The 21,984-nt window shown below is 62.6% G+C and carries 21 protein-coding genes and 3 pseudogenes; 9 read left to right on the forward strand and 15 right to left on the reverse strand.

Going from position 1 to position 21,984, the window contains the following annotated elements:
- Positions 1-16: 16 nt before the first annotated feature.
- The 3 genes from ACF2JD_RS14690 to ACF2JD_RS14700 all read right to left on the reverse strand — a co-directional run bounded on the left by ACF2JD_RS14690 (position 17) and on the right by ACF2JD_RS14700 (position 1,992).
- Positions 17-307 (reverse strand): hypothetical protein, encoded by a 291-nt coding sequence (locus ACF2JD_RS14690; protein WP_106885862.1) that lies wholly within the window; start codon positions 305-307, stop codon positions 17-19.
- 43 nt (positions 308-350) lie between these two features.
- Complete coding sequence (locus ACF2JD_RS14695) at positions 351-893, reverse strand: YtfJ family protein (RefSeq protein ID WP_163147216.1); 543 nt, start codon at positions 891-893, stop codon at positions 351-353.
- A 220-nt stretch (positions 894-1,113) separates the two neighbouring features.
- Positions 1,114-1,992 carry a hypothetical protein gene (locus ACF2JD_RS14700; RefSeq protein ID WP_106885864.1) on the reverse strand — a complete coding sequence of 293 codons (879 nt, stop codon included), beginning with the start codon at positions 1,990-1,992 and terminating at the stop codon, positions 1,114-1,116.
- A gap of 123 nt (positions 1,993-2,115) precedes the next feature.
- On the opposite strand from ACF2JD_RS14700, the gene ACF2JD_RS14705 reads away from it, so the two are divergent.
- The gene (locus tag ACF2JD_RS14705; protein WP_289976591.1) at positions 2,116-2,466 is read left to right on the forward strand and encodes a hypothetical protein; all 351 of its coding nucleotides are present in this window, start codon (positions 2,116-2,118) and stop codon (positions 2,464-2,466) included.
- 25 nt (positions 2,467-2,491) lie between these two features.
- On the opposite strand, the gene ppa is transcribed toward ACF2JD_RS14705, so the two are convergent.
- The gene (gene ppa, locus ACF2JD_RS14710) at positions 2,492-3,022 is read right to left on the reverse strand and encodes an inorganic diphosphatase (protein ID WP_005329022.1); all 531 of its coding nucleotides are present in this window, start codon (positions 3,020-3,022) and stop codon (positions 2,492-2,494) included.
- Between the two features lie 233 nt (positions 3,023-3,255).
- Between ppa and mpl the strand changes: the two genes are divergently transcribed.
- Both mpl and ACF2JD_RS14720 read left to right on the forward strand, forming a co-directional pair.
- Positions 3,256-4,632, forward strand: a complete 1,377-nt coding sequence (gene mpl / locus ACF2JD_RS14715; protein ID WP_440987678.1) for a UDP-N-acetylmuramate:L-alanyl-gamma-D-glutamyl-meso-diaminopimelate ligase — start codon at positions 3,256-3,258, stop codon at positions 4,630-4,632.
- Complete coding sequence (locus tag ACF2JD_RS14720) at positions 4,629-5,240, forward strand: UbiX family flavin prenyltransferase (RefSeq protein WP_440987679.1); 612 nt, start codon at positions 4,629-4,631, stop codon at positions 5,238-5,240. Before mpl ends, ACF2JD_RS14720 begins: the two co-directional genes overlap by 4 nt.
- A gap of 79 nt (positions 5,241-5,319) precedes the next feature.
- Here the strand turns inward: ACF2JD_RS14720 and ACF2JD_RS14725 are convergent, their stop codons facing one another.
- Positions 5,320-5,934, reverse strand: a complete 615-nt coding sequence (locus tag ACF2JD_RS14725) for a TetR/AcrR family transcriptional regulator (protein WP_025328201.1) — start codon at positions 5,932-5,934, stop codon at positions 5,320-5,322.
- Between the two features lie 201 nt (positions 5,935-6,135).
- Between ACF2JD_RS14725 and hpt the strand changes: the two genes are divergently transcribed.
- The 3 genes from hpt (at position 6,136) to ACF2JD_RS14740 (ending at position 8,464) form a co-directional block, all read left to right on the forward strand.
- Complete coding sequence (gene hpt / locus ACF2JD_RS14730) at positions 6,136-6,666, forward strand: hypoxanthine phosphoribosyltransferase (protein WP_025328200.1); 531 nt, start codon at positions 6,136-6,138, stop codon at positions 6,664-6,666.
- A 110-nt stretch (positions 6,667-6,776) separates the two neighbouring features.
- Entirely contained in the window at positions 6,777-7,694 is a 918-nt protein-coding gene (locus ACF2JD_RS14735; protein ID WP_106885867.1) for an ABC transporter ATP-binding protein, read from the forward strand.
- Entirely contained in the window at positions 7,691-8,464 is a 774-nt protein-coding gene (locus ACF2JD_RS14740) for an ABC transporter permease (protein ID WP_139745436.1), read from the forward strand. Before ACF2JD_RS14735 ends, ACF2JD_RS14740 begins: the two co-directional genes overlap by 4 nt.
- Before the next feature lie 56 nt (positions 8,465-8,520).
- Here ACF2JD_RS14740 and ACF2JD_RS14745 read toward each other — a convergent pair whose 3' ends face one another.
- The 9 genes and pseudogenes from ACF2JD_RS14745 to thpR all read right to left on the reverse strand — a co-directional run bounded on the left by ACF2JD_RS14745 (position 8,521) and on the right by thpR (position 15,788).
- Entirely contained in the window at positions 8,521-8,868 is a 348-nt protein-coding gene (locus ACF2JD_RS14745) for a putative quinol monooxygenase (protein ID WP_290028990.1), read from the reverse strand.
- Between the two features lie 20 nt (positions 8,869-8,888).
- On the reverse strand, positions 8,889-9,743 hold the full coding sequence (panC, locus tag ACF2JD_RS14750) for a pantoate--beta-alanine ligase (RefSeq protein WP_408793678.1): 855 nt from the start codon (positions 9,741-9,743) through the stop codon (positions 8,889-8,891).
- A gap of 189 nt (positions 9,744-9,932) precedes the next feature.
- Positions 9,933-10,727, reverse strand: a complete 795-nt coding sequence (panB, locus tag ACF2JD_RS14755) for a 3-methyl-2-oxobutanoate hydroxymethyltransferase (protein ID WP_408858431.1) — start codon at positions 10,725-10,727, stop codon at positions 9,933-9,935.
- Positions 10,728-10,745: 18 nt separating this feature from the next.
- Positions 10,746-11,243 (reverse strand): 2-amino-4-hydroxy-6-hydroxymethyldihydropteridine diphosphokinase, encoded by a 498-nt coding sequence (folK, locus tag ACF2JD_RS14760; RefSeq protein WP_440987680.1) that lies wholly within the window; start codon positions 11,241-11,243, stop codon positions 10,746-10,748.
- 10 nt (positions 11,244-11,253) lie between these two features.
- Positions 11,254-12,726 carry a polynucleotide adenylyltransferase PcnB gene (pcnB, locus tag ACF2JD_RS14765; RefSeq protein ID WP_162520155.1) on the reverse strand — a complete coding sequence of 491 codons (1,473 nt, stop codon included), beginning with the start codon at positions 12,724-12,726 and terminating at the stop codon, positions 11,254-11,256.
- Between the two features lie 143 nt (positions 12,727-12,869).
- Positions 12,870-13,818, reverse strand: a pseudogene (gene gluQRS, locus ACF2JD_RS14770) (tRNA glutamyl-Q(34) synthetase GluQRS).
- A gap of 115 nt (positions 13,819-13,933) precedes the next feature.
- On the reverse strand, positions 13,934-14,383 hold the full coding sequence (dksA, locus tag ACF2JD_RS14775; protein ID WP_005329052.1) for an RNA polymerase-binding protein DksA: 450 nt from the start codon (positions 14,381-14,383) through the stop codon (positions 13,934-13,936).
- Positions 14,384-14,508: 125 nt separating this feature from the next.
- Positions 14,509-15,246 carry a DNA/RNA nuclease SfsA gene (gene sfsA, locus ACF2JD_RS14780; RefSeq protein ID WP_290028987.1) on the reverse strand — a complete coding sequence of 246 codons (738 nt, stop codon included), beginning with the start codon at positions 15,244-15,246 and terminating at the stop codon, positions 14,509-14,511.
- On the reverse strand, positions 15,243-15,788 hold the full coding sequence (gene thpR, locus ACF2JD_RS14785; protein ID WP_163155888.1) for an RNA 2',3'-cyclic phosphodiesterase: 546 nt from the start codon (positions 15,786-15,788) through the stop codon (positions 15,243-15,245). Before thpR ends, sfsA begins: the two co-directional genes overlap by 4 nt.
- 223 nt (positions 15,789-16,011) lie before the next feature.
- Between thpR and hrpB the strand changes: the two are divergent.
- The 3 genes and pseudogenes from hrpB to ACF2JD_RS14800 all read left to right on the forward strand — a co-directional run.
- A pseudogene (gene hrpB, locus ACF2JD_RS14790) lies at positions 16,012-18,458 on the forward strand (ATP-dependent helicase HrpB).
- Positions 18,459-18,713: 255 nt separating this feature from the next.
- The gene (gene mrcB / locus ACF2JD_RS14795) at positions 18,714-21,035 is read left to right on the forward strand and encodes a penicillin-binding protein 1B (RefSeq protein ID WP_139745429.1); all 2,322 of its coding nucleotides are present in this window, start codon (positions 18,714-18,716) and stop codon (positions 21,033-21,035) included.
- Positions 21,036-21,090: 55 nt separating this feature from the next.
- A pseudogene (locus ACF2JD_RS14800) lies at positions 21,091-21,413 on the forward strand (VOC family protein); the annotation flags it as partial.
- Positions 21,414-21,571: 158 nt separating this feature from the next.
- Here ACF2JD_RS14800 and ACF2JD_RS14805 read toward each other — a convergent pair.
- The gene (locus tag ACF2JD_RS14805; RefSeq protein ID WP_440987681.1) at positions 21,572-21,892 is read right to left on the reverse strand and encodes an SMR family transporter; all 321 of its coding nucleotides are present in this window, start codon (positions 21,890-21,892) and stop codon (positions 21,572-21,574) included.
- Between the last annotated feature and the right edge of the window lie 92 nt (positions 21,893-21,984).

Below are 21,984 nucleotides of genomic sequence, written 5' to 3' on the forward strand. Positions count from 1 at the left end.
TTGATAAGAAACTGATTCAACGGAAGAAACAATGAAGGTGTGGCGGGGCTCTGATGCGGCTATGGCCTGCGGTGGTGGGGGTGACACTCGGCAAGGTGGCGCCGATAAACAGCGCTATGGCAGAGGACGGAGTGGGGACAAAGGGGGTCGGGGTCAGTGCCAGCTTGCCATCCAGATGCAGGGCGCAGAGGGTGCAGGCATGGCTATGGTCGGGCAGGTCGGCTTCAAGCGGGTGTTGTGCCAGCGCCGGTTGCATCCACAACCAGCCCAGCAGCAACACCCAGATTGTCAACGTGGAACGACCCATAGACCCTTATGGAAAGGGCGCCATCAGCGCCCTTCTCTCTGATTCAGAGATGGGACTGGATGAGCCCCATCACCTTGGTTATCTCGGTGGCATCGAGCTGGCCATCTTTGGCAAACAGCACCTTGCCCTCTTTATCCAGCACTATGATGGCCGAACTCTCCGGCGCCAGATCCCAGGCGTTGCGGGCCATGCCCTTGGCATCCAGCACCATGGCGGACCAGGGGAACTCTTTCTTGCTGTCTTCGGCGCTGCTCTTCACAAAAGCGGAGGTGCCCCAGATGGCGTCATTGCTGTTGATGATGGTGACTGTCTGGTACTTGTCATGGGGCAGCTTGGCCGCCTTGATCGCCTCTATCATGGGGGCGTTGAGCTCCTTGGCGCTGGAGCGACCCGCGATATGCTGGATCAGAAAGACCTTGCCGGTCAGTACCTTGCTTTGCCAGGGCTGGTAGCTGATCTCTTTCTCTTTCAGCACAAGCTCGCCCTTGTCGCCGATGTTGACCAGCGGCACCTGGGCCGACTCCTTGATGTTGTGGGCCAGAACCAGGGTTGGCAGCAGCGCCAGGGTAAGTACGAGATGTTTCATCCGTATGACACTCCTTTGTTATGTTATAACGATTTTGGGATCGAGGGAATGGGACAACCCACATCCTAAACTGATCGGATCTGTTTAAAAAGTGTTAAATAAACTCGAGGGTTGATCCGGTCGCAGAAGCAACCTGCCCCTTAACTTGCGAATGGGGGCGGCAAGGATGGCATGGAGTCGATAAAAATCAACTGCTTGCCCATACACTCTGGCTGTGGACTCAATAGAGTGGCTCACTGATCAGGGGGATCTGGGCCATGGTCATCTGCTGGGCCAGCAGGGGGGAGCCGGTCAGCAGCACGTGGCGCTGGTTGTCTATCACCAGGGTATCCCCTTCCAGCCCGCTGTCGGCTGTGATGGCGAGCCAGGCCGGCGAGACGCTGCCGATGCTGATGCCCGGATAGATGATGCTGAGGTTGTATTGCGGTGCCAGCTCGGCCAGCAGGCTGGCCATCAGCAGCGCCTTCTCGTCGCTGTCGGCCTTGTTGTCCTGCAGGGCCTGCAGGGGAGGGGCGAAGTGATCCATCTGTTCGGGCGGGGTGGGGATGGCGCTTAACCACTCCTGCAACAGGTTGACGCTGGTGGCCAGATCCTTGGCCGAGAACTGCCTGGCCAGGGGCTTGAGATCCCCCTTGAACTGGTAGAACAGTTGGGAGTAGTTGGGTCTCACGCAGGGGAGCTGGCGATTGGCCGGGTGCACGCAGGGTAGCACCCGCATCTCGTAGAAGGCATCTTCCTGATACTGCTCATAGGCCTGCCAGAACTGGGTGGATTCGAGGCTGTTGTCATGCAGGGTGAAGGCCTGCTCCAGATTGCGAAACTTGGTCGCCGTCTCCGGGCTGTTCTGGTTGATCTGGTTGATGCTGTTGTAGAGCCTGGGGCTGATGTAGGAGTAGAGGGTCTCCAGCGGGTAGTTGAGTGAGGCATCGAGCAGCGTCATCTCGTGGCGACTGGCCGAGAGGACCCGCTCGTCCGTGCTCAGTTGCAGGTGCTTGCGTTGACCGTCGGCTGATTGCCACTGCCAGCTCAGGTTGACCTCGTTGGCCATAGCCGCGGAGCCGAAGAGTAGACTCCACATCAGGCCTTGTGCCAGTTTCATGGTGTGCATCCTGCTTGGGTGATACTAAACAACTAGGTGAGCCGACGGAATTTGGATTGGTCTAGTGATGACGATATTGGTAATTATCTGATCCAGCTTTAAATTTAATCAGGGAAATAAGTCATGCGGGAAATAACCATGAAGCCTGTTTCAATGTGTTTGCTGATATTGCTCTCTCTGCCGGCACTGGCGGGTCAGGTGATCGTCAATCAGGGCATGTCCACGGCAGATACCTTCGCCCTGCGGGATCAGCTGGCGCGGGAACATGAATGGCAGGAGTGGTTGCGGTTCCAGCAGGCTATCAAGTGGCTGGAGGTGCTGCCGGTCAACTGCGATCTGGTGGGGGGCGCCGGGCAGGAATATCGCTGTGGTGACAACTATTACCGCCCCTATCGGCAGAACGGGCGCGACCTCTATATCCAGGGGGATCCCCCCGGCCAGTCCCCGCAACGGCCAATAAAAAAGGCGCCATAAGGCGCCTTTTTTGCGAGGGAGACGCTTACTTGGCAGCGTAACGCTCGGCAGAAGTCAGGATTTCGGCTTCGGCAGCGGCCTTGTCGCCCCAACCTTCCACCTTGACCCACTTGCCCGCTTCCAGCTCTTTGTAGCGCTCGAAGAAGTGCTGGATCTGGGCTTTCAGCAGCTCGGGCAGGTCGTTCACATCCTGGATGTGATCGTACTGCTTGGTCAGCTTGGAGTGCGGCACGGCCACGATCTTGGCATCTTCGCCAGATTCATCGGTCATCTTCAGCACGCCAACCGGACGGCAGCGAATGACGGAGCCGGCCAGCAGCGGGTAGGGAGTCGGCACCAGCACGTCGACGGGATCCCCGTCCAGGGACAGGGTGGCGTTCACGTAACCGTAGTTGCACGGGTAGAACATAGGGGTGGACATGAAGCGATCAACGAAGATGGCACCGCTGTCCTTGTCGACTTCGTATTTGATCGGGTCGGCATTCTGCGGGATTTCGATGATGACGTAGATGTCGTCAGGCAGGCTCTTGCCAGCCGGTACCAGGTTCAGGCTCATGACGTTTCCTTTGAGTGTTGGAGTCAAGTTTGCAGGCCGACATTATAGCGATGTCCCGTCAAATGACCATATTTCGCGGGCAGGGGAGCGTGCTGGTGGATGTCGCGTCGCCTGAGGCCGTCCGATTTCTGTCGCCTTGCCGGGCCTGGCTGCGCTCTGGTCATGGTCGCGGCTTGTGCCACCGGGTCAAGAGACCCTAGAATGCGCACTCCCTTACTGGAAAAGGCAGCGGTATGCACATTCACATTCTCGGGATCTGCGGCACCTTCATGGGTGGTCTGGCGGTGTTGGCGAAACAGCTGGGCTATCGAGTCACCGGCTCGGATGCCAACGTCTATCCCCCCATGAGCACCCAGCTCGAGCAGCAAGGTATCGAGTTGACCGAGGGCTATGACCCGTCCCAGCTCGATCCGGCGCCGGATCTGGTGGTGATAGGCAACGCCATGAGCCGTGGCAACCCTTGCGTGGAGTATGTGCTGGATCGCAACCTGCCCTACATCTCCGGCCCCCAGTGGCTGCTGGAGCATGTGCTGCAGGATCGCTGGGTGCTGGCCGTGGCGGGCACCCATGGCAAGACCACCACCGCCAGTATGCTGGCCTGGGTGCTGGAGTACGCCAAGCTGGCACCTGGCTTCCTCATCGGTGGTGTGCCGGGTAACTTCCCTGTCTCCGCCCGCCTGGGCTCAGCCCCCTTCTTCGTCATCGAGGCGGACGAGTATGACTGCGCCTTCTTCGACAAGCGCTCCAAGTTCGTCCACTACCATCCGCGTACCCTGGTGATGAACAACCTGGAGTTCGACCACGCGGACATATTCCCGGATCTCGCCGCCATCCAGCGCCAGTTCCATCACCTGATGCGCACAGTACCGAGCAACGGCCGGGTGCTCTTCCCCCAGGCCGATGACAACCTCACCGCCGTGCGCAAGATGGGCTGCTGGAGCGAGGTGGAGCTGGTGGGTCAGGACGACGCCAAGTGGAAGGCGGTCAAGCTGGCGGATGACGGTTCCGTGTTCGAGGTATGGCTGGATGGCGTCAAGCAGGGCGAGGTGCACTGGGAGTGCATAGGCGAGCACAACGTCAACAACGGCCTGATGGCCATCGCCGCCGCCCGCCATGCCGGTGTCATGGTGGAGCACGGCATAGCCGCCCTCTGCCAGTTCAAATCCCCCAAGCGGCGGATGGAGCTCAAGGGCGAGGTGGCGGGCATCAGCGTCTATGACGACTTTGCCCACCACCCTACCGCCATCGAGACCACCCTCGGCGGCCTGCGCGCCAGGGTTGATGCCATGGGAGGGCAAGCCCGCATCCTGGCGGTGCTGGAGCCCCGCTCCAACACCATGAAGCTGGGGGTGCACAAGGAGGAGCTGGCTGGCTGCTTCGACGGCGCCGACGAGGTGTTCTTCTTCCAGCCGGCGAACATCGGTTGGGATCTCGGCGAGGTAACCGCCCACATGACGCGTCCGGCTCAGGTGTTTGACGATCTGGAGGCCCTGATCAACCGGCTGGTGGCCGAGAGCCGCGCGGGGGATCATATTCTGATCATGAGCAACGGCGGCTTCGGCGGCATTCACGACAAGCTGATAGCCCGCCTCAGGCAAGGCACATCATGAGCAAACAGATCACCCTGGCGCTGACCGGCGCCTCCGGCGCTCCCTATGCCCTGCGCCTGCTCCAGTGTCTGGTGCAGGCGGACTACAGGGTCTACCTGCTCGCCTCTTCGGCCGCCCGGGTGGTGCTCAAGACCGAGCAGCAGCAGGAGTGGCCGGGTTCGCCGAAAGAGCTGTCGGCCTATCTCTGTCGCCAATATGGCGCCAGAGAGGGGCAGATAGTCGCCTGCGGCAAGGAGGAGTGGTTCTCGCCGGTGGCCTCCGGCTCGGCGGCGCCGAAACAGATGGTGGTCTGTCCCTGCTCCATGGGCACCGTCTCGGCTATCGCCAACGGCGCCTCTGACAACCTGCTGGAGCGGGCGGCGGACGTGGTGATCAAGGAGCGCGGCCAGCTCATTCTGGTGCCCCGTGAGAGCCCCTTCTCGGCGATCCATCTGGAGAATATGCTGAAACTGGCGCGGCTCGGGGTGACCATAATGCCCGCCGCACCGGGGTTCTATCATGAGCCGAAAAGCATCGAGGATCTGGTGGACTTCATGGTCGCCCGCATCCTGGATCATCTGGGGGTCGAGCATGCGCTGACCCGCCGCTGGGGCTATGCCAAGTCCTGAGTCAGCGAGACGAAAGAGAGACAAACAAAAGCGGCGCCGACCTGAACAGTCCGGCGCCGCTTTTTATTGGCAGGGAGGATCAGACCACCTGGAGGGGGGCCGTCACGTACTTGAACAGAAAATCGGTCACTTCTTCCCGGCTCGGGCGCTGTGGCTGATTGATCATCTGCATCATGACGTAGCCGAACCCGGTCAGGGAGCGGGCCAGATCCTGCGCCGACAGCACGCTCTGGATCTCGCCGCTGTCCATGGCCGCTTGCAGGTGGGGGGCGATGCGCTCCAGCGCCTTGTCCAGCAGGCGGGTGTAACGGGGCCAGACCTCTTCCCGTACCGATGAGCTCCATTCCAGCCAGATGCTGGCGTGGTCCGGTTTGTCATAGGCGGCGTCAACGAACAGCTTCACATGGCGGTGGATGCTGTCCCTGACCGAGCCCTGGCCGTTGTACGCCTGCTCGAGGATCTGCTGCACAAAGCCTTCAATCTCGGCCAGCACTTCATCGACCAGATCTTCACGGGTGTTGAAATAGTTGAACACGGTGGCAACCGAGACTTTGGCCTGCTCGGCAATTTCGGCATGTCCCGCACGGCCAATGCCGCGACGGGAAAATACCTCGATGGCACATTCCATCAATTGATCACGACGAGCCTCCGGCGACAGCCGGGTCCGACGTCTTATTTCTGCGCGTGGTTCCATAGTTTTTTCATCTAATAGTTATTGATTATGGTGTTTATAGTATTGTCACCGATAATGCCCGAAGGCTTGCTAACTCTATCAATTAAAATAAGCCGATAAAAGCATCACGTATGCCTGACGCCTTCCGGTTGGAGTGGTAGAATCATCGGTTTTGATGTTAATGAACGGCCAATAACCCTTTGGCCATTATTGGAGTATGTGATGAAACACAACGTCGAGGTGATGATCTCCGAGGCTGACGTCGCCGCCCGGATCGCCAAACTGGGTGAAGAGATCACCGCCCGTTACCAGGGCTCCGATGAAGTCGTGATGATTGGCCTCTTGCGCGGCTCCTGCGTCTTCCTGGCCGATCTCTGCCGTCAGTGCCAGCTGCCCATCACCCTGGATTTTATGACTGCCTCCAGCTATGGCTCCGGCATGCACAGCACCCGTGACGTGCGCATCCTCAAAGATCTGGATGACGACATCAAAGGCAAGGACGTGGTGATTGTCGAGGACATCATCGACACCGGTTACACCCTCAACAAGGTGCGCGAGATCCTCTCCCTGCGCGAACCTAAATCCCTTGCCATCTGCACCCTGCTGGACAAGCCGTCCCGTCGTGAGGTCCAGGTGCCGGTGGACTGGATTGGCTTCGCCATCCCGGACGAGTTCGTGGTGGGCTGTGGCATCGACTACGCCCAGAAGTACCGTAATCTGCCCTTCATCGGCAAGGTAGTTCCGCAAGAGTAAGCAAGGCTCAGGAATATCACGGGTGAAGCGGAGCATGACCCTTTCTGTCTGCAGGCGGCCTTAGCCGCCTTTTCTGTCTCGAGATGGGCTCATCCATCACAGGGGTTGCAATGAACGCATTGGAAATCAGCGGTCTGAAGAAGACCTATCAGGGGGGCGTCGAAGCCCTCAAGGGCATAGATCTCACCGTCAAGCAGGGAGATTTCTTCGCCCTGCTCGGCCCGAACGGGGCGGGCAAGTCCACCACCATCGGCGTGATCAGTTCGCTGGTGAACAAGAGTGCCGGCAAGGTCAAGGTGTTCGGTTACGACATCGACACCGATCTGGAGCTGGCCAAGGCCCAGCTCGGGCTGGTGCCCCAGGAGTTCAACTTCAGCCAGTTCGAGAAGGTGAGCCAGATTGTCACCCACCAGGCCGGTTTCTACGGCGTGCCAAGTGCCGAGGCCAAGGTGCGCGCCGAGAAGTACCTGCGTCAGCTCGATCTGTGGGACAAGCGCGACATGGCGGCCCGTACCCTCTCCGGCGGCATGAAGCGCCGGCTGATGATAGCCCGCGCCCTGATGCACGAGCCCAGGCTGCTGATCCTGGATGAGCCGACCGCCGGGGTGGACATCGAGATCCGTCGTTCCATGTGGAGTTTCCTCAAGGATCTGAACGAGCAGGGTGTCACCATCATACTCACCACCCATTACCTGGAAGAGGCCGAGATGCTGTGCCGCAACATCGGCATCATCGACAAGGGGCGCCTCATCGAGAACACCAGCATGAAGAACCTGCTCGGCAAGCTGGGGCGGGAGACCTTCCTGCTGGATCTGGTGCCCGGCAGCCAGGTGCCGACCCTGCCCGAGTTCAACGGTCGCATGCAGGATGAGCACACCCTGGAGGTGGAGCTGGACAAGAGCCAGTCCCTCAACAGCCTGTTCGAGCAGCTCTCCGCCCAGGGGGTGCAGGTGCTGAGCATGCGCAACAAGGCAAACCGGCTGGAAGAGCTGTTCGTCAACCTGGTAGAGGAGGGTCGCAAAGCATGAATCCCATGACCTATTACATCGCCTTCAAGAGCATACTGGCCAAGGAAGTGAGCCGCTTTACCCGGATCTGGATCCAGACCCTGGTGCCGCCGGCCATCACCATGAGCCTCTACTTCGTCATCTTCGGCAACCTCATAGGGTCGCGCATCGGTGACATGGGCGGTTTCAGCTACATGGAGTTCATCGTGCCCGGCCTCATCATGATGTCGGTCATCACCAACTCCTACTCCAACGTCGCCTCCTCCTTCTACAGCGCCAAGTTCCAGCGCAACGTGGAGGAGCTGCTGGTGGCGCCAGTGCCCAACTACATCATCATCGCGGGCTACGTGGGCGGCGGCGTGGCCCGGGGCCTCTGTGTCGGTCTCATCGTCACCCTGGTCTCCCTGTTCTTCGTGCCGCTGCAGATCCACCATCTGTTCAGTGTCTGCTTCACCGTGCTGCTGACCTCGATCCTGTTCTCCCTGGGGGGGCTGATCAACGCCGTGTTCGCGAAGTCGTTCGATGACATCAGCATCATCCCGACCTTCATCCTGACGCCGCTCACCTATCTGGGGGGAGTCTTCTACTCCATCAGCCTGCTGCCGCCCTTCTGGCAGGGGGTCTCCCAGGTGAACCCCATCATCTACATGGTGAACGCGTTCCGCTACGGCTTCCTCGGCATCTCCGACGTGCCGCTCGGCACCGCCTACCTCATCATCATCGGCTTCATCGTCGCCCTCTACGGGCTGGCCTGGTGGCTGATCTCCCGGGGTACCGGGCTGCGCCACTGAGTTGCAACCATGAAAAAGGCGCCGAAAGGCGCCTTTTTATGTGCTGAGGATCTGCCTCAGAGGACAGGGGCGTCATAGTCCGCCGGCTCGTCGCTGTAGACGCAGACGTTCCACTTGGCCGCCAGACCCTCTTCGGCCAGACAGTAACGCTCGAAGAAGGCCTTGATCTCGGCGCGCTGGCAGTGGGCCTCGAAGCTGGCCATGTCTTGCCAGATCTCGTTGAAGACGATGGGGAAGCTCTCCCCCTCGGCGAAGGGGCTCGGGATATGGCGGGTGACTCTGTACTGCAGGCAGCCGTCTTCCCTCAGGGTGTTGGGCTCCAGCCCCTGCAAGACCTGGAACAGGGCCTGCTCCTTGCCCGGCTTGGGCTGGAACTGGGCGATGCAATAAACCTTCTTGGACATCTGTTTCTCCTTGCCGTGTCTCAACCCTGAAGGGTGACGACGCTATTGTCGATAAGGCGGGCCTTGCCCAGATACGCAGCCATCAGGATCACCAGCCGCTTGCTGGCAGCGGTGGAGGATTCCAGGGTATCGGCGTCGACGATGTCGATGGCGTCCGTCCTGAATCCGGCGTTGTCGAGACGCTGGCTGGCCTGGGCCACCAGGGAGGGCAGGTGGTGGTTCCCCGCCTCAATCTGCTCGGCAATCCAGTTCATGGTGCGCGCGAGCTCGGGGGCCAGGGCCCGCTCGGCGGCGGTCAGGTAGCCGTTGCGCGAGGAGAGCGCCAGCCCGTCCTCGGCCCGCACAGTGGGCACGCCGACTATCTCGACCGGCATGGCCATGTCGGCCACCATCTTGCGAATGAGCGCCAGCTGCTGGTAATCCTTCTGGCCGAAGCAGGCCACGTCGGGCTGCACCAGGTTGAACAGCTTGGTGACGACAGTGCTGACACCACGGAAGTGGCCAGGGCGCAGCGCCCCTTCCAGCAGGCTGGAGAGACCCGGTACCTCGACGAAGGTCTGGCTGGCCAGCCCCTGGGGATACATCAGCTCCGGGGTCGGGGTGAACACCAGATCCACGCCGGCGGCCTGCAGGGCGGCGCAGTCCTGCTCCAGGGTACGGGGATAGTTGGCGAGATCCTCGGCCTTGTCGAACTGCAAGGGGTTCACGAAGATGCTGACCACCACCTTGTCGCCGTGGCTGCGGGCCTCATCGACCAGGGTCAGATGGCCCTGGTGCAGATTGCCCATGGTGGGCACGAATGCGATGGCGCGGCCTTCGCGGCGCCATTGGCCGATCTGTTCACGCAGAGCGGCAGGATTGTTCACAACCAACATCAACAGTTCACCTTCGGATAGGTCAAAGAAACAGAAATTGAAAGGGCCAGCGTGGATGGCACCGGGATAGTTCACGAGCAACATCACCAACAGTTCACCTTCGGATAGGTCAAAGAAACAGGAATTGAAAGGGCCAGAGAGGGATGCGAAACGGGGGCTGAGCCCCCGTTTCGGTTCATGGGGCCTGGATCAGTTGAAGCAGTGCTCGGGACCGGGGAAGGTGCCCTCGCTGACCTGCTGCACATAGAGGCGGATGGCGGCGCGCATGTCACCCGTCTCGGCCAGGAAGTTCTTGGTGAACTTGGGCACATAGCCGGAGGTGATGCCGAAGGCGTCGTGCATCACCAGGATCTGGCCATCGGTGGCCGGGCCCGCGCCTATGCCGATCACCGGGATGCGCAGCGCCTTGCTGATGCGCTCGGCCAGGGCGACCGGCACGCATTCGAGCACCAGCAGCTGGATACCGGCCGCTTGCAGCTCCAGGGCCTGACGGTAGATCTCCTGGGCGTGGAACTCGTCGCGCCCCTGCACCTTGAAGCCGCCAAACACGTGGACGGATTGCGGGGTCAGCCCCAGGTGACCGCAGACAGGCACGCCGTTGCGGGTCAGGTGGCGAATGCTCTCGCACAGCCAGTCGCCCCCTTCCATCTTCACCATGCGGGCGCCGGCGGCCATCAGCCGGGCGGCGTTATGGTAGGTCTGCTCGGGAGTGGCGTAGCTCATGAACGGCATGTCGGTGACCACCAGCGCCTTGCTGGCGCCACGCACCACGCAGCGGGTGTGATAGACCATCTCATCCATGCTGACGGCCAGGGTGTCGTCCCCTCCCTGCAGCACCATGCCGAGGGAATCACCGATGAGCAGCACCTGGGCGCCTTCGTCGTCGAACAGCTTGGCGAAGGTGGCATCATAGGCGGTGATGGCGGTGATTTTTTGTCCGTCCTGCTTCATCTTCTGCAGGTCGGTGATGGTGATCTTGCTCATTGCGTTGCTCCTACTCGTCTACTCGCCCGTGACGGCGGCAAGGATCTCGAGACCATTGCGCGGACAGCGGGCAACCAGTTCGGTGAGCGGGGTGCCGCAGGGCAGCACCAGGGCGGGGGCGATTTCGGCAAGGGGCAGCAGGACGAACTCCCGCTCCTTCATGCCGTAGTGGGGAACGATCAGGCGTTCATGCTGGATGACTTGCTCGCCGTACAGCAGCAGATCCAGATCCAGGGTTCTTGGACCCCAACGCTCGTCCTTGCGCACACGTCCCTGTTCCCGCTCGATTTTCTGCAGTTGATCCAGCAAAGCCAGGGGGCCGAGCCGGGTATGAAGCCGCACCACGGAATTGACGTAGTTCGGCTGATCCGCAGGGCCCATGGGGCGGCTGCCGTAAAGCTGCGAGGCCTGTTGCAATTCGGATTCCGGCAGCCTGCCCAGGGCGGCGACAGCCTGTCTGGCCTGGGCGACGGGATTGCCCAGGTTGGATCCGATGGCAACGAAGACCTCGATCATCGGGTGGCCTTTATTCTGCCGCTTTCGGCTTGCGACGACGGGGGCGGCGGCGGTTGCGGCTGTTGCTGCTGCGTTTCTCACCGTCTCCGCGCGGCTCGGCCGCCGGGGCACGCTCACCGCTCGCCGGGCGGCGGGTCGCTTCCCGTTGCAGTTGTGGACGCACATCCGGGTTGGAGGCCACATAGCGCTCCCACCAGCTGGCCAGCTCGCCGAGGCCACGCTCGACCCGGTTGCGCAGCAGCAGGAAGTCAAAGGCTGCACGGAACTTCGGATGCTCCATGGCGCGCTCGGGGTGACGACCCTGACGACGGGTCAGGCGCTGTTGCAGGGCCCAGATGTCGCGTACGTCCGTGGTGAAGCGGCGCGGCACGGCGATGATCCGCACCTGGGCATCCAGCACCTCGTTGATGGCCAGCATGAAGGCGTCGTGCCAGGGCAGGCCGCTCTCGTTTTCCAGCACCCGGGCACGGGCCTCGACGGCGCCCCACAGCAGGGTGGCATAGAGGAAGGCCGGGGTGACGCGCTTGTCTTCACGGACCCGGGTATCGGTGTCCATCAACGCTAGCTCGATGAACTGCTCGTAAGGCGAGTTGCCGTTGGGCGTAAACAGGGCGGCGACCTGGGGGAACAGGGGCTGGAACAGCCCGTATTCGCGCAGCAGCTTGTAGGTGGCGAGACCGTCACCGGCCAGGAACAGCTTGAGAGTCTCCTCGAACAGACGGGCGGCCGGAATGTCCTGCAGCAGCGGCGCCAGTTCCCGGATGGGGGCGGCGGTGCGCGGGCTAATGGTCATCTCCAGCTTGGCGGCGAAGCGCACGGCGCGCAGCATGCGCACCGGATCTTCCCGGTAGCGGGTCTCGGGGTCACCGATCAGCTCCAGCTTGCGCTCGGCAAGATCCTCGATGCCACCCTCGAAGTCGTGCAGGGTGAAATCCTTGGCGCTGTAGTAGAGGGCGTTGACGGTAAAGTCACGGCGCTCGGCATCCTCTTCGATGGTGCCGTAGACGTTGTCGCGCAGCAGCATGCCTTCATCAGACTGGGCCGACACGTGCTTGCTGGTATTGACCTGATGGTGGTGACCACGGAAGGTAGCCACTTCGATCACGTCACGACCAAAGACGATGTGGGCCAGGCGGAAACGACGGCCGATCAGGCGGCAGTTGCTGAACAACGCCTTGATCTGCTCCGGCGTGGCATCGGTGGCGATGTCGAAATCCTTTGGCGTTCTCCCGAGTAGAATATCCCGGACGCCACCACCCACCAGGTAGGCTTCGTAGCCCCCCTTGTTCAGGCGGTAGAGCACCTTGAGCGCATTCTCGCTGATCTCTTTGCGCGAGATGGGGTGCTGGTCACGGCTCAAGGTTCGGCGTTGACCGGCGACACGGGCTGGAATGGGAGACTCCATCGACTGCTCGCCGTCTTCCTTGCCGAGCACCTTGCGGCAAAAGTTTGCGATCTGGGAAAAAATGGTACACCTCTTCATGACTTCAAATTGACGGGAGGCCAAAAAATAGCGGCCTATCATAGCTCAGGCCCGACCAAATGAGAAACGCTGCGGTCTGCTTCCCCGATTCGGGCCAGGTCGTACAAGGAACGACGCTTTCAGTTCCCCAGATTCTGGCCTGCTCAAATGAGAAACGCGGCGGCCTGCTTTTGCTCCGGGGGCCTGCTTATCTGGCCCCCAGCACTATCTTCTGCTGGCGGGGGGACCCGGGCCAGCTGCCAGTGGGCAATGCCCCAGGCGATGATCTCGTCGACGGTATTTTCTCTTAAGCAAGGCGGCGGGCACTGGCCGAGGAACGCGAGGGCCTGCCACAGGGCGGGCCTGACGTCATCCTGTGCCAGCGCCGGCGCATGGTTCTGCTTCGACAGCTTGTTGCCATCCGCCAGCACCGCCAGCGGCAGGTGCACCCAGGCGGGGACGTCAGCCCCCAGGGTCTGGTAGAGGGCAATCTGGCGCACCGTGGGCTCCAGCAGATCGGCGCCGCGCACTATCTCTGTGATGCCGCTGTCCATGTCATCCACCACCACCGCCAGGTTGTAGGCATAGAGGCCATCCCGGCGGCGCACGATGAAGTCCTCCTCGGCGAGCGCCGCAGGCACCGCAATATGGCCCTGCAACTCATCCTCGAAGTGGTAGACGGGATTATGCTGGCGCAGGCGTGCGGCGCAGCCCTCTGCCGTCAGTCCCAGGGTGCGGCAGTGGCCGTTGTAGAAGCCGCCCGCCGCCATGATCTCGCGCCGGGTGCAGCGGCACCAGTAGAGATCCCCGGCCCGATAGAGCTGATCGATGATCTCGTCATAACGGCCGTGGCGCGCGCTCTGGAACATCACCTCCCCATCCCAGCCGAGGCCATGGGCCTCCAGGGGTATGGAGGATGAGCCCGCTGGCCCCGGCCATCTCCCGCGGCGGATCTATGTCCTCGATGCGCACCAGCCAGCGCCCCTGCTGCGATCTCGCCTGCAAGAAGCTGCCAAGGGCGGCGACCAGGGAGCCGAAGTGGAGCGGACCGGACGGGGAGGGGGCGAAGCGACCAACATGGGGTCGAACAGGGGAGGAGGGAGTCATGGCCATGGAAATTCGGGTAGACGATGCATTGAGGCTGCATTCTGGGATATGGTCGTGGGAAAAGCTCAATAAAAAAGGGAGCCTGCGAGCTCCCTTTTTTTGTCCATGTCGATGGGCGGCATCAGCCAGCCATCTGTTTTTCCTTGATTTCAGCCAGCGTCTTGCAGTCGACACAGAGGTCGGCGGTCGGACGGGCTTCCAGACGACGAATACCGATTTCGATACCGCAATGTTCGCAGTAACCAAAGTCGTCTTCTTCGAGCAGCAGCAAGGTCTTTTCGATCTTCTTGATCAGCTTGCGTTCACGGTCGCGGGTGCGCAGTTCGAGTGCGAACTCTTCTTCCTGCGCGGCGCGATCGACCGGATCCGGGAAGTTTGCAGCCTCATCCTTCATGTGGTCGACGGTGCGGTCAACTTCCTGCATCAGTTGGTTGCGCCAGGCTCCCAGGATCTTGCGAAAATGTACCTTTTGTTGGTCATTCATGTACTCCTCACCGGCTTTTACCTGGTAAGGCTCTACACCCGCAATGGCCAGGGGGCCCAGAGATTTCCTGTTTTCGCCTGTTGGCATGCCCTGTCTCCTAATTCAGCACGCTACCCGTGCCATCCATAAATTGAGGGCGGTATCTATAGCAGAAGGGTCAACGGGAGGCAAACAAGCCTTGTCAATAATGTTACCCACTCCAGCATTTATTCTCAGCCCTCGGGTAGCAGATGGTCAGATTCAAATGGAATAAAATCTTGAGCCACCATGCCCTGCACCCCAACATGGGGGCGATAGCATAAAATTTCAACCCCTGCCGCCATCGCCTGCTCAACAAGCTGACTATAGTGCGGATCTATATGGGCTGCAGGGCGCATTCTCGCGATGCCGGAGTGCAAAACCATGAACAGCAGCACGGCTCTGTGCCCGGCCGCCTTCATGGCCATCAATTCACGCAAATGCTTGGCGCCACGGGCGGTGACCGCATCGGGGAAGTAGCCCATGCCCGCCTGTTCCCGCTCGTCGAGCAGGGTGACGGATTTCACCTCTATGTAACAACTTGGCCTGTGATCGTCTTCCAGCAGCAGGTCGATGCGGCTGTTCTCCTCCCCGTATTTCACCTCGGTTCGCAGCTTGGCATAACCCGCCAGCGGCGCCAGCGCCTTTTGCTCGATGAGCTCCCGGGCGATCTGGTTGGCCCGCGCCGTGTTGACGCAGATGAAGTGGCCCGCCGGGCTCTGGGCTATCTCCCAGCTGTGGGCCAGCTTGCGCTTGGGGTTGTTCGAGGTGGAGTACCAGACCCGGGTGCCCGGATCGGCACAGCCCGTCATGGCGCCGGTATTGGCGCAGTGGATGGTGATGGTCTCACCATCGGCCAGCTGCACATCGGTGAGGAAGCGCTTGTAGCGGGCGATGAGCAGACCGGATTGCAAAGGGGGATCGAAGATCATGGGGTCAGCTCCTCGCTGTTGGTCTCTTTGATGCGGGCACGCAAGGGCCAGCAGGCGATGGGTTCATAGCTGACCCCCTGCGGGGTGCTGACGGACTGGTAGAGGCAGAAGCTGTCCGCCTGCAGCACAAGATCGGGGGCGGGCAGCGCCTCCGGGGCCTCGCCGGCCTTGCGCGACAGGGTGACATGGGGGCGGTAGCCCTGTTCCCCGTTGCCCAGCCCCAGCTTCTCGCCGTGGCGACGCAGGGCCCTGGCCAGCACGTTCAGCTCGTTTGGCCACTCGTTGGGCCCCACCCAGGCAGCCCTGGCACGCTGAAACCAGCCGGTCTGATCCAGATGGACGCTGAAAGGGGGACAGCGCTGCTGTGCGGCGGCGGCGATCAGCCTGTCCCGAGTGGCCTCGTCGGCCTCACCGAGAAAGGCCAGGGTCAAATGCAGATTGCGCTCGGGCACCGGCAGGCCGGGCCAGGGACGCCGTTCGCGCCAGTCGATCAGGGCGGGGGCAAGCTGGTGCAGGGGCAGGGCAAAGAAGAGTCTGGGCATGCGCAGCGTCGGTCCTCGTGGTACTCACATGAAAGGGCCATTCTATGGCAGCTCGTCTGCGGATGTCTCCTGGTCGCGTCTCGCGCTTGTCCGGGCGGGCTGAGAGCTCCCCGGGTCTACCCCAACCGGTTGGCGCGCATCCGGCACGGCTGCTGACGGTGGGTGGCTGGCTGTGGCAGAATGGGCGCCGTTTTCCTGGTCATCACAGAAGGTCTTCGCCGTTTTGTCCCAACTCCCCATAGTCTCTGTGCTGCCCGAGCTGTTTGATGCCATCGACAGCCACGCCAGCGTGATACTGCAGGCCCCGCCGGGGGCGGGCAAGTCGACCCTGCTGCCCCTGGAGCTGGTGCGCCTAAACCGGCTGCCCGGCCGCATCATCATGCTGGAGCCCAGAACGCCTCGCGGCCCGCAACATAGCGGGCTTCTTGGCGCGCCAGCTCGGGGAGAAGGTGGGGGAGCGCATCGGGCTGCGGGTGCGAGGGATGAGCCGTACCAGTGCCGCGACCCGGCTCGAGATAGTGACCGAGGGGGTGCTGACCCGGATGTTGCAGCAAGACCCCGAGCTGACCGGCGTCTCCCTGGTGATCTTCGACGAATTCCACGAGCGCAGCCTGCATGCCGATACCGCCCTGGCCTTTGCCATCGAGAGCCAGCAGGGGTTGAGGGAGGATCTCAAGCTGCTCATTATGTCCGCCACCCTGGAGGGCATGGCGCTGGAGGCCCTGTTGCCGGACGCCCCTGTGATCCGCTCCGAGGGGCGCGGCTTTCCCATCGACTACCACTACCGCCCCGCCAATCGCCAGCAGTGGCTGGAGCCCCAGGTGGGCGCCGTGGTGCTGGAGGCGCTGGCGGCCCACGGGGGCAGTGCTGGTGTTCCTGCCGGGGCAGGGGGAAATAGAGCGGCTCGCCCAGTGGCTGGAGGGGCGCCTGCCGGATGACGTGCGCCTTGCCCCCCTCTACGGTCGCCTCGACATGGCGGCCCAGCAGGCGGCCATAGAGCCCGCCCCGGCGGGGAGCCGCAAGCTGGTGCTCACCACCAATGTGGCGGAGACCTCCCTCACCATAGAGGGGGTATCCGTGGTCATCGACAGCGGGCTGGAGCGGCGCGCCACCTTCGATCTGAGAAGCGGCGTCACCCGGCTGGAGACCCGTCAGATTGCCAGGGCCTCCGCCACCCAGCGGGCAGGCCGTGCCGGCCGTCTCGGCCCCGGGGTCTGCTACCGGCTCTGGAGCAGCGAAGTGCAGGAGCGCCTCGCCGAGCAGAGTCCGCCGGACATCCTCACCCAGGAGCTGACCGGTCTGCTGCTGGACGCCGCCCAGTGGGGCGCCAGGGTGGAGAGCCTGCCGCTGCTCGACATGCCCCCTGCGGCGGCGCTGGCGAGCGCCCGGCGCCTGCTGGTGGCCCTGGGGGCCATGAAGGCGGAGGGTGAGCAACAACTCACCCCGGCCGGCCGCACCATGGCCGCCTTCGGCACTCATCCCCGTCTGGCGCGCATGTTGTTGCGGGCCCGGGAGCTGGAGGCCGAGGGTCTGACAGGGATTGTCGCCGATGGGGCTTTCCTGGTGGCGCTGCTGGAAGAAGATCTGCGAGGATCCGAGCGCCTTTCCGTGCTCTTCCATCGTCGTCTGGGGGCCCTGCGTCAGGGGGCAGCCCGCTGGTTCGAGCGCCTTGGCGCAAGGCCTGCGGCCGCCCAGGGTCAGTGGCTGGGGCTGCTGTGCGCCCTCGCCTGGCCGGACCGGATCGGCAAGCTGCGCAGTGGCAGCCGCTATCAACTCAGTGGTGGGATCGGCTGCGATCTGGTAGAAGGTCACCCATGTCAGGGACAAGGGGCCCTGATCGCCATAGAGATGGGGCAGAACGATCGCGGCAGCCGCATCTTCATCGCCGAGCCGGTGGCGCTGGACGAGCTGGTGCGCCAGCTGCCGGAGCTGGTGAGCGAACGCCAGTGGTTCGACTGGGACGAGCGGGAAGAGCGGGTCCGCGCCGAGCGCCAGCAGGTGATCGGCGAACTGGTGCTCGGCCAGCGACCGCTGACGGATCTCTCTGACGAGCAGAAGGGGCGCTGCCTGTTGCAGGGCATTCGTCGCAAGGGGCTGCACGTGCTGCCCTGGGACGAGGGCAGTGAAGGCTTGCTGGCCCGATTGCGCTGCGCCCGCGACTGGTTGCCCGACGAGGGCTGGCCCGCCATGGACGACGAGAGTCTGCTGGCCCGGCTGGAGGAGTGGCTCTTGCCTGCCCTGAGCGGCATGACCCGGCTGGAGCAGCTCAAGAGGCTCAACCTCTCCGATCTGCTGCGCCAGTCCCTGCCCTGGCCCTTGCCAAAACGGCTGGACGAGGCGCTGCCGAGCCACTTCAGCGCGCCGACCGGCAGCCGGGTGCGGATCCGCTATCAGCCGGGGCAGGCCCCGGTGATCCCGGTGCGCATTCAGGAGATGTTCGGGCAGGGCACGACCCCCTGCGTGGCCGATGGCCGGGTGCCCCTGGTGGTGGAGCTACTCTCTCCGGCCCAGCGACCGCTGCAGATCACCGCCGATCTCGCCGCCTTCTGGGCGGGATCCTACGAGCAGGTGAAGAAAGAGATGAAGGGTCGTTACCCCCGCCACTACTGGCCGGACAACCCCCTGGAGGCCATGCCGACCAAAGTCACCAAGAAGAAGATGGGGATCTAGGTTGGTGCTGAGCCTAGCTAAGCCCAACTCCAGCAGACGGCCCTGGCCCTCTCCCAGAGGGAGAGGGAACCGATCGAGCTTGGTGTTTGCTCCCTTCTCCCCTTGTGGAAGAAGGGTTGGGATGAGGGAGTGGGCATCCATTTGTCTGGCGAATGTCTGGCGAAATGAAACCCAGGATCCAGATTCGATTGGTTAAGCCCGATCGGACGTTCGCGAATGCGACATAACAAGTAGAAAGGAAAGCAAAGAGGATTTATGGCAACCCAACGACGCAAGAGCCCTCCCAAGAAGGCAGCTCCCAAACGCACCATCTGGCGCAAGCTGTTCTGGCTTGGCTTCAAGCTCTCCCTGGTGGTGGCGGCCTTTATGGTGGTGTTCGGCATCTACCTCGATACCAAGGTGCGCGAGCGCTTCGACGGCGAGAAGTGGCAACTGCCCGTGATGGTCTATAGCCGCCCGCTGGAGCTCTACCCCAGCCAGCGTCTCTCCCAGACCCAGATGCTGCGCGAGCTCAACATGCTGAGCTACAAGCAGGTGCGTCAGCCTCACACCCCGGGGGAGTACGCGGTCAACGGCAATCGCATCGAGCTGGTACGCCGTCCGTTCGAGTTCCATGACGGCGCAGACGGTGCCCGTGGCCTGCGTCTCACCTTCAACGGTGCGCGGCTGGAGGGGATACAGTCTCTGGAGAACCAGCGTCAGCTAGGCTATGCCCAGATGGACCCCGTGTTGCTGGACCGCCTCAACACCGAGGACAGGGAGGATCGCCTGTTGGTACGCATCGCCGAGGTGCCGGACAGCCTGCTGGTGACCCTGCTGACCACCGAAGATCGCGATTTCTATCAGCACGGCGGCGTCTCGCCTGTGGCCATCATGCGTGCCATGGTGGCCAATGTGCTGGCGGGCCGCACAGTGCAGGGGGGGAGCACCCTCACCCAGCAGCTCGCCAAGAACTTCTTCCTGACCCGGGAGCGCAGCCTGTGGCGCAAGGCACAGGAAGCCTATATGGCAGTGCTCATCGACTACCGCTACAGCAAGGACGAGATCCTGGAGGCCTACCTCAACGAGGTCTATCTGGGGCAGAACTTCTCGCAGGGGGTCTATGGCTTCGGCCTCGCCTCCTACTTCTACTTCGGCATCCCGGTCAACGAGCTGGACATCGATCAGGTGGCCCTGCTGGTGGGCATGGTGAAGGGGCCCTCCTATTACGATCCCTGGCGCTTCCCCGAGCGGGCCAAGGCGCGCCGGGATCTGGTGCTGAAACTGCTGATGGAGCACGGCAGCCTGACCCAGGCCGAGTATGAGCTGGCCAGCAAGCAGCCCCTTGGCATCATCACCCGGGGCCAGATGAGCTATGGCCGTACCCCGGCCTTCATGGGGCTGCTCAAGCGGGAGATCCAGAACCGCTTCGGCCCGGATCTGCTCAAGCAGTCCGGCCTCAAGATCTTCACCAGCCTGGATCCCATCGCCCAGCACGCCGCCGAGCAGGCGGTCGAGACCGGCCTCGCCACCATCGAGAAGCAGCGCGGCAAGAAGAAGCTGGAGGCGGCCATGGTGGTCTCCGACTGGCACAAGGGCGAGGTGGTCGCCATGGTGGGGGGACGGGATCCCCGTTATGCCGGCTTCAATCGTGCGCTGGATGCCCGTCGTCAGATAGGCTCCCTGGTGAAACCGGCTGTCTATCTCACCGGTCTCTCCAACGGCCTGACCCTGGGCACACCGCTCAAGGATCAGCCGATCCGCATCCGCGGCCAGGATGGCCAGATCTGGACGCCGCAGAACTACGATCGCAAGTTCCGCCAGAGCGTGCCGCTGATGGAAGCGCTCGCCAGCTCCCTCAACGTGCCGACCGTCAACCTGGGTCTGCAGGTGGGGCTCGACAAGGTGGTGGACACCCTGCACAAGCTGGGGGTCCAGCAGGAGATCCAGCCTTATCCTTCCCTGGTGCTGGGGGCGGTGGCGCTCTCGCCCATGGAGGTGAACCAGATGTACCTGCCCATCGCCAACCAGGGGCTGACCCAGCCGCTGTCGGCCATTCGCGCCGTGGTAAACAGCGATGGCAGCCAGCTCTATCAGCATGACGAGACCGCCAAGCGGGTGACGGATCCCCAGGCCAGCTGGCTGACCCTGTTCGCCATGACCAAGACGGTGAGCCAGGGCACGGCCCGGGCGCTCGGCGCCAAGTTCCCCGGCGCCACCATGGCCGCCAAGACAGGGACCACCAACGAGCTGCGGGACTCCTGGTTTGCCGGTATGGACAACAACGAACTGGTGAGCGTCTGGGTCGGCCGGGATGACAACCAGCCCGCCGGGCTGACCGGGGCCAGCGGTGCCTTGCAGCTGTTCAGCGGCTACATGAGCCAGCGCGGCGTCAACAGCCTGGGGCTGAAGATGCCGGAAGGGGTGAGCTGGGCCAGCTTCTCCCGCGCGAGCGGCGCCCGTGTCGCCAGCGACTGTCCCGGCAGCCTGCAGGTGCCGGCCAAGCTGGCTGGGCTCGGGGCTCCGGCCAGTTGCGCCAGCCCTGTCTCCAACCCGGTCAACGCGCTGGATCAGTGGTTTGGCGGCTTCTTCAACTAAGATGAAACGGGCAGCGCAGGCTGCCCGTTCACTATGCTGCTGACAAGGAAGCACCATGACCTTTCCGCTGTTTGACGCCATCCACCACGTGGCCATCATCGCCAGCGACTATGAGCGCTCGCGCCACTTCTACCACCAGGTGCTGGGGCTGCCCATCATCAACGAGACCCTGCGGGAGGCCCGCCACTCCTGGAAGCTGGATCTGGCGCTGCCGGATGGCAGCCAGCTGGAGCTGTTCAGCTTTCCGGCCCCGCCGCAGCGCCCCTCCACGCCGGAGGCTGCGGCCTGCGCCATCTGGCCTTTCGGGTCAGCGACCTGGACCGGGTCATCGCCCATCTGCTGACCCATCAGGTGGAGGTGGAGCCGGTGCGGGTGGACGAGCTGACCGGCAAGCGCTTTACCTTCTTCGCCGACCCCGACGGCCTGCCGCTGGAGCTCTACGAGCGAGCTAGCTGTGATGCTGCGTCAGCCGCAATCGAGCCAGTAAAAAAGCCGCCCGGTCTGAAACCGGGCGGCTTTTTCATTGATCAGCGTTATCAGGCGGTGGTCAGCATGGCGACAGCCAGCGCCATCACCATCATGCCAGCCCAGCCGATGGGCTTGAGGCGCTCACGGAAGAAGAGCAAGCCACCCAGCGCCGTACCGAGAATGCCGATGGCCCCCCAGGTGGCGTAGGCAACAGCAAGGTCAATCTGGCCGCCACTCACCGCTTCGGAGAGCAGGGTAAAGGCGCCGAGTACCAGCAGAATCCCCAGGAAGCCCCACCCTTGTGACGAAAACCCACCGAGCGGTTGATCGCCATGTTGGCGCCGATATCCAGCAGGGCGCGCACCCAGTACGATCACTAACGGACTCATACCGCTCCTTGGTTATTCGTTTACTGCTGGTCACCGGCTCATCATGGGTTTCCCCATGGTCACCATAACAATACCCACTATTGCCAGCATGC

The organism is Aeromonas ichthyocola, assembly GCF_046087985.1.
Classification (GTDB): domain Bacteria; phylum Pseudomonadota; class Gammaproteobacteria; order Enterobacterales; family Aeromonadaceae; genus Aeromonas; species Aeromonas rivipollensis.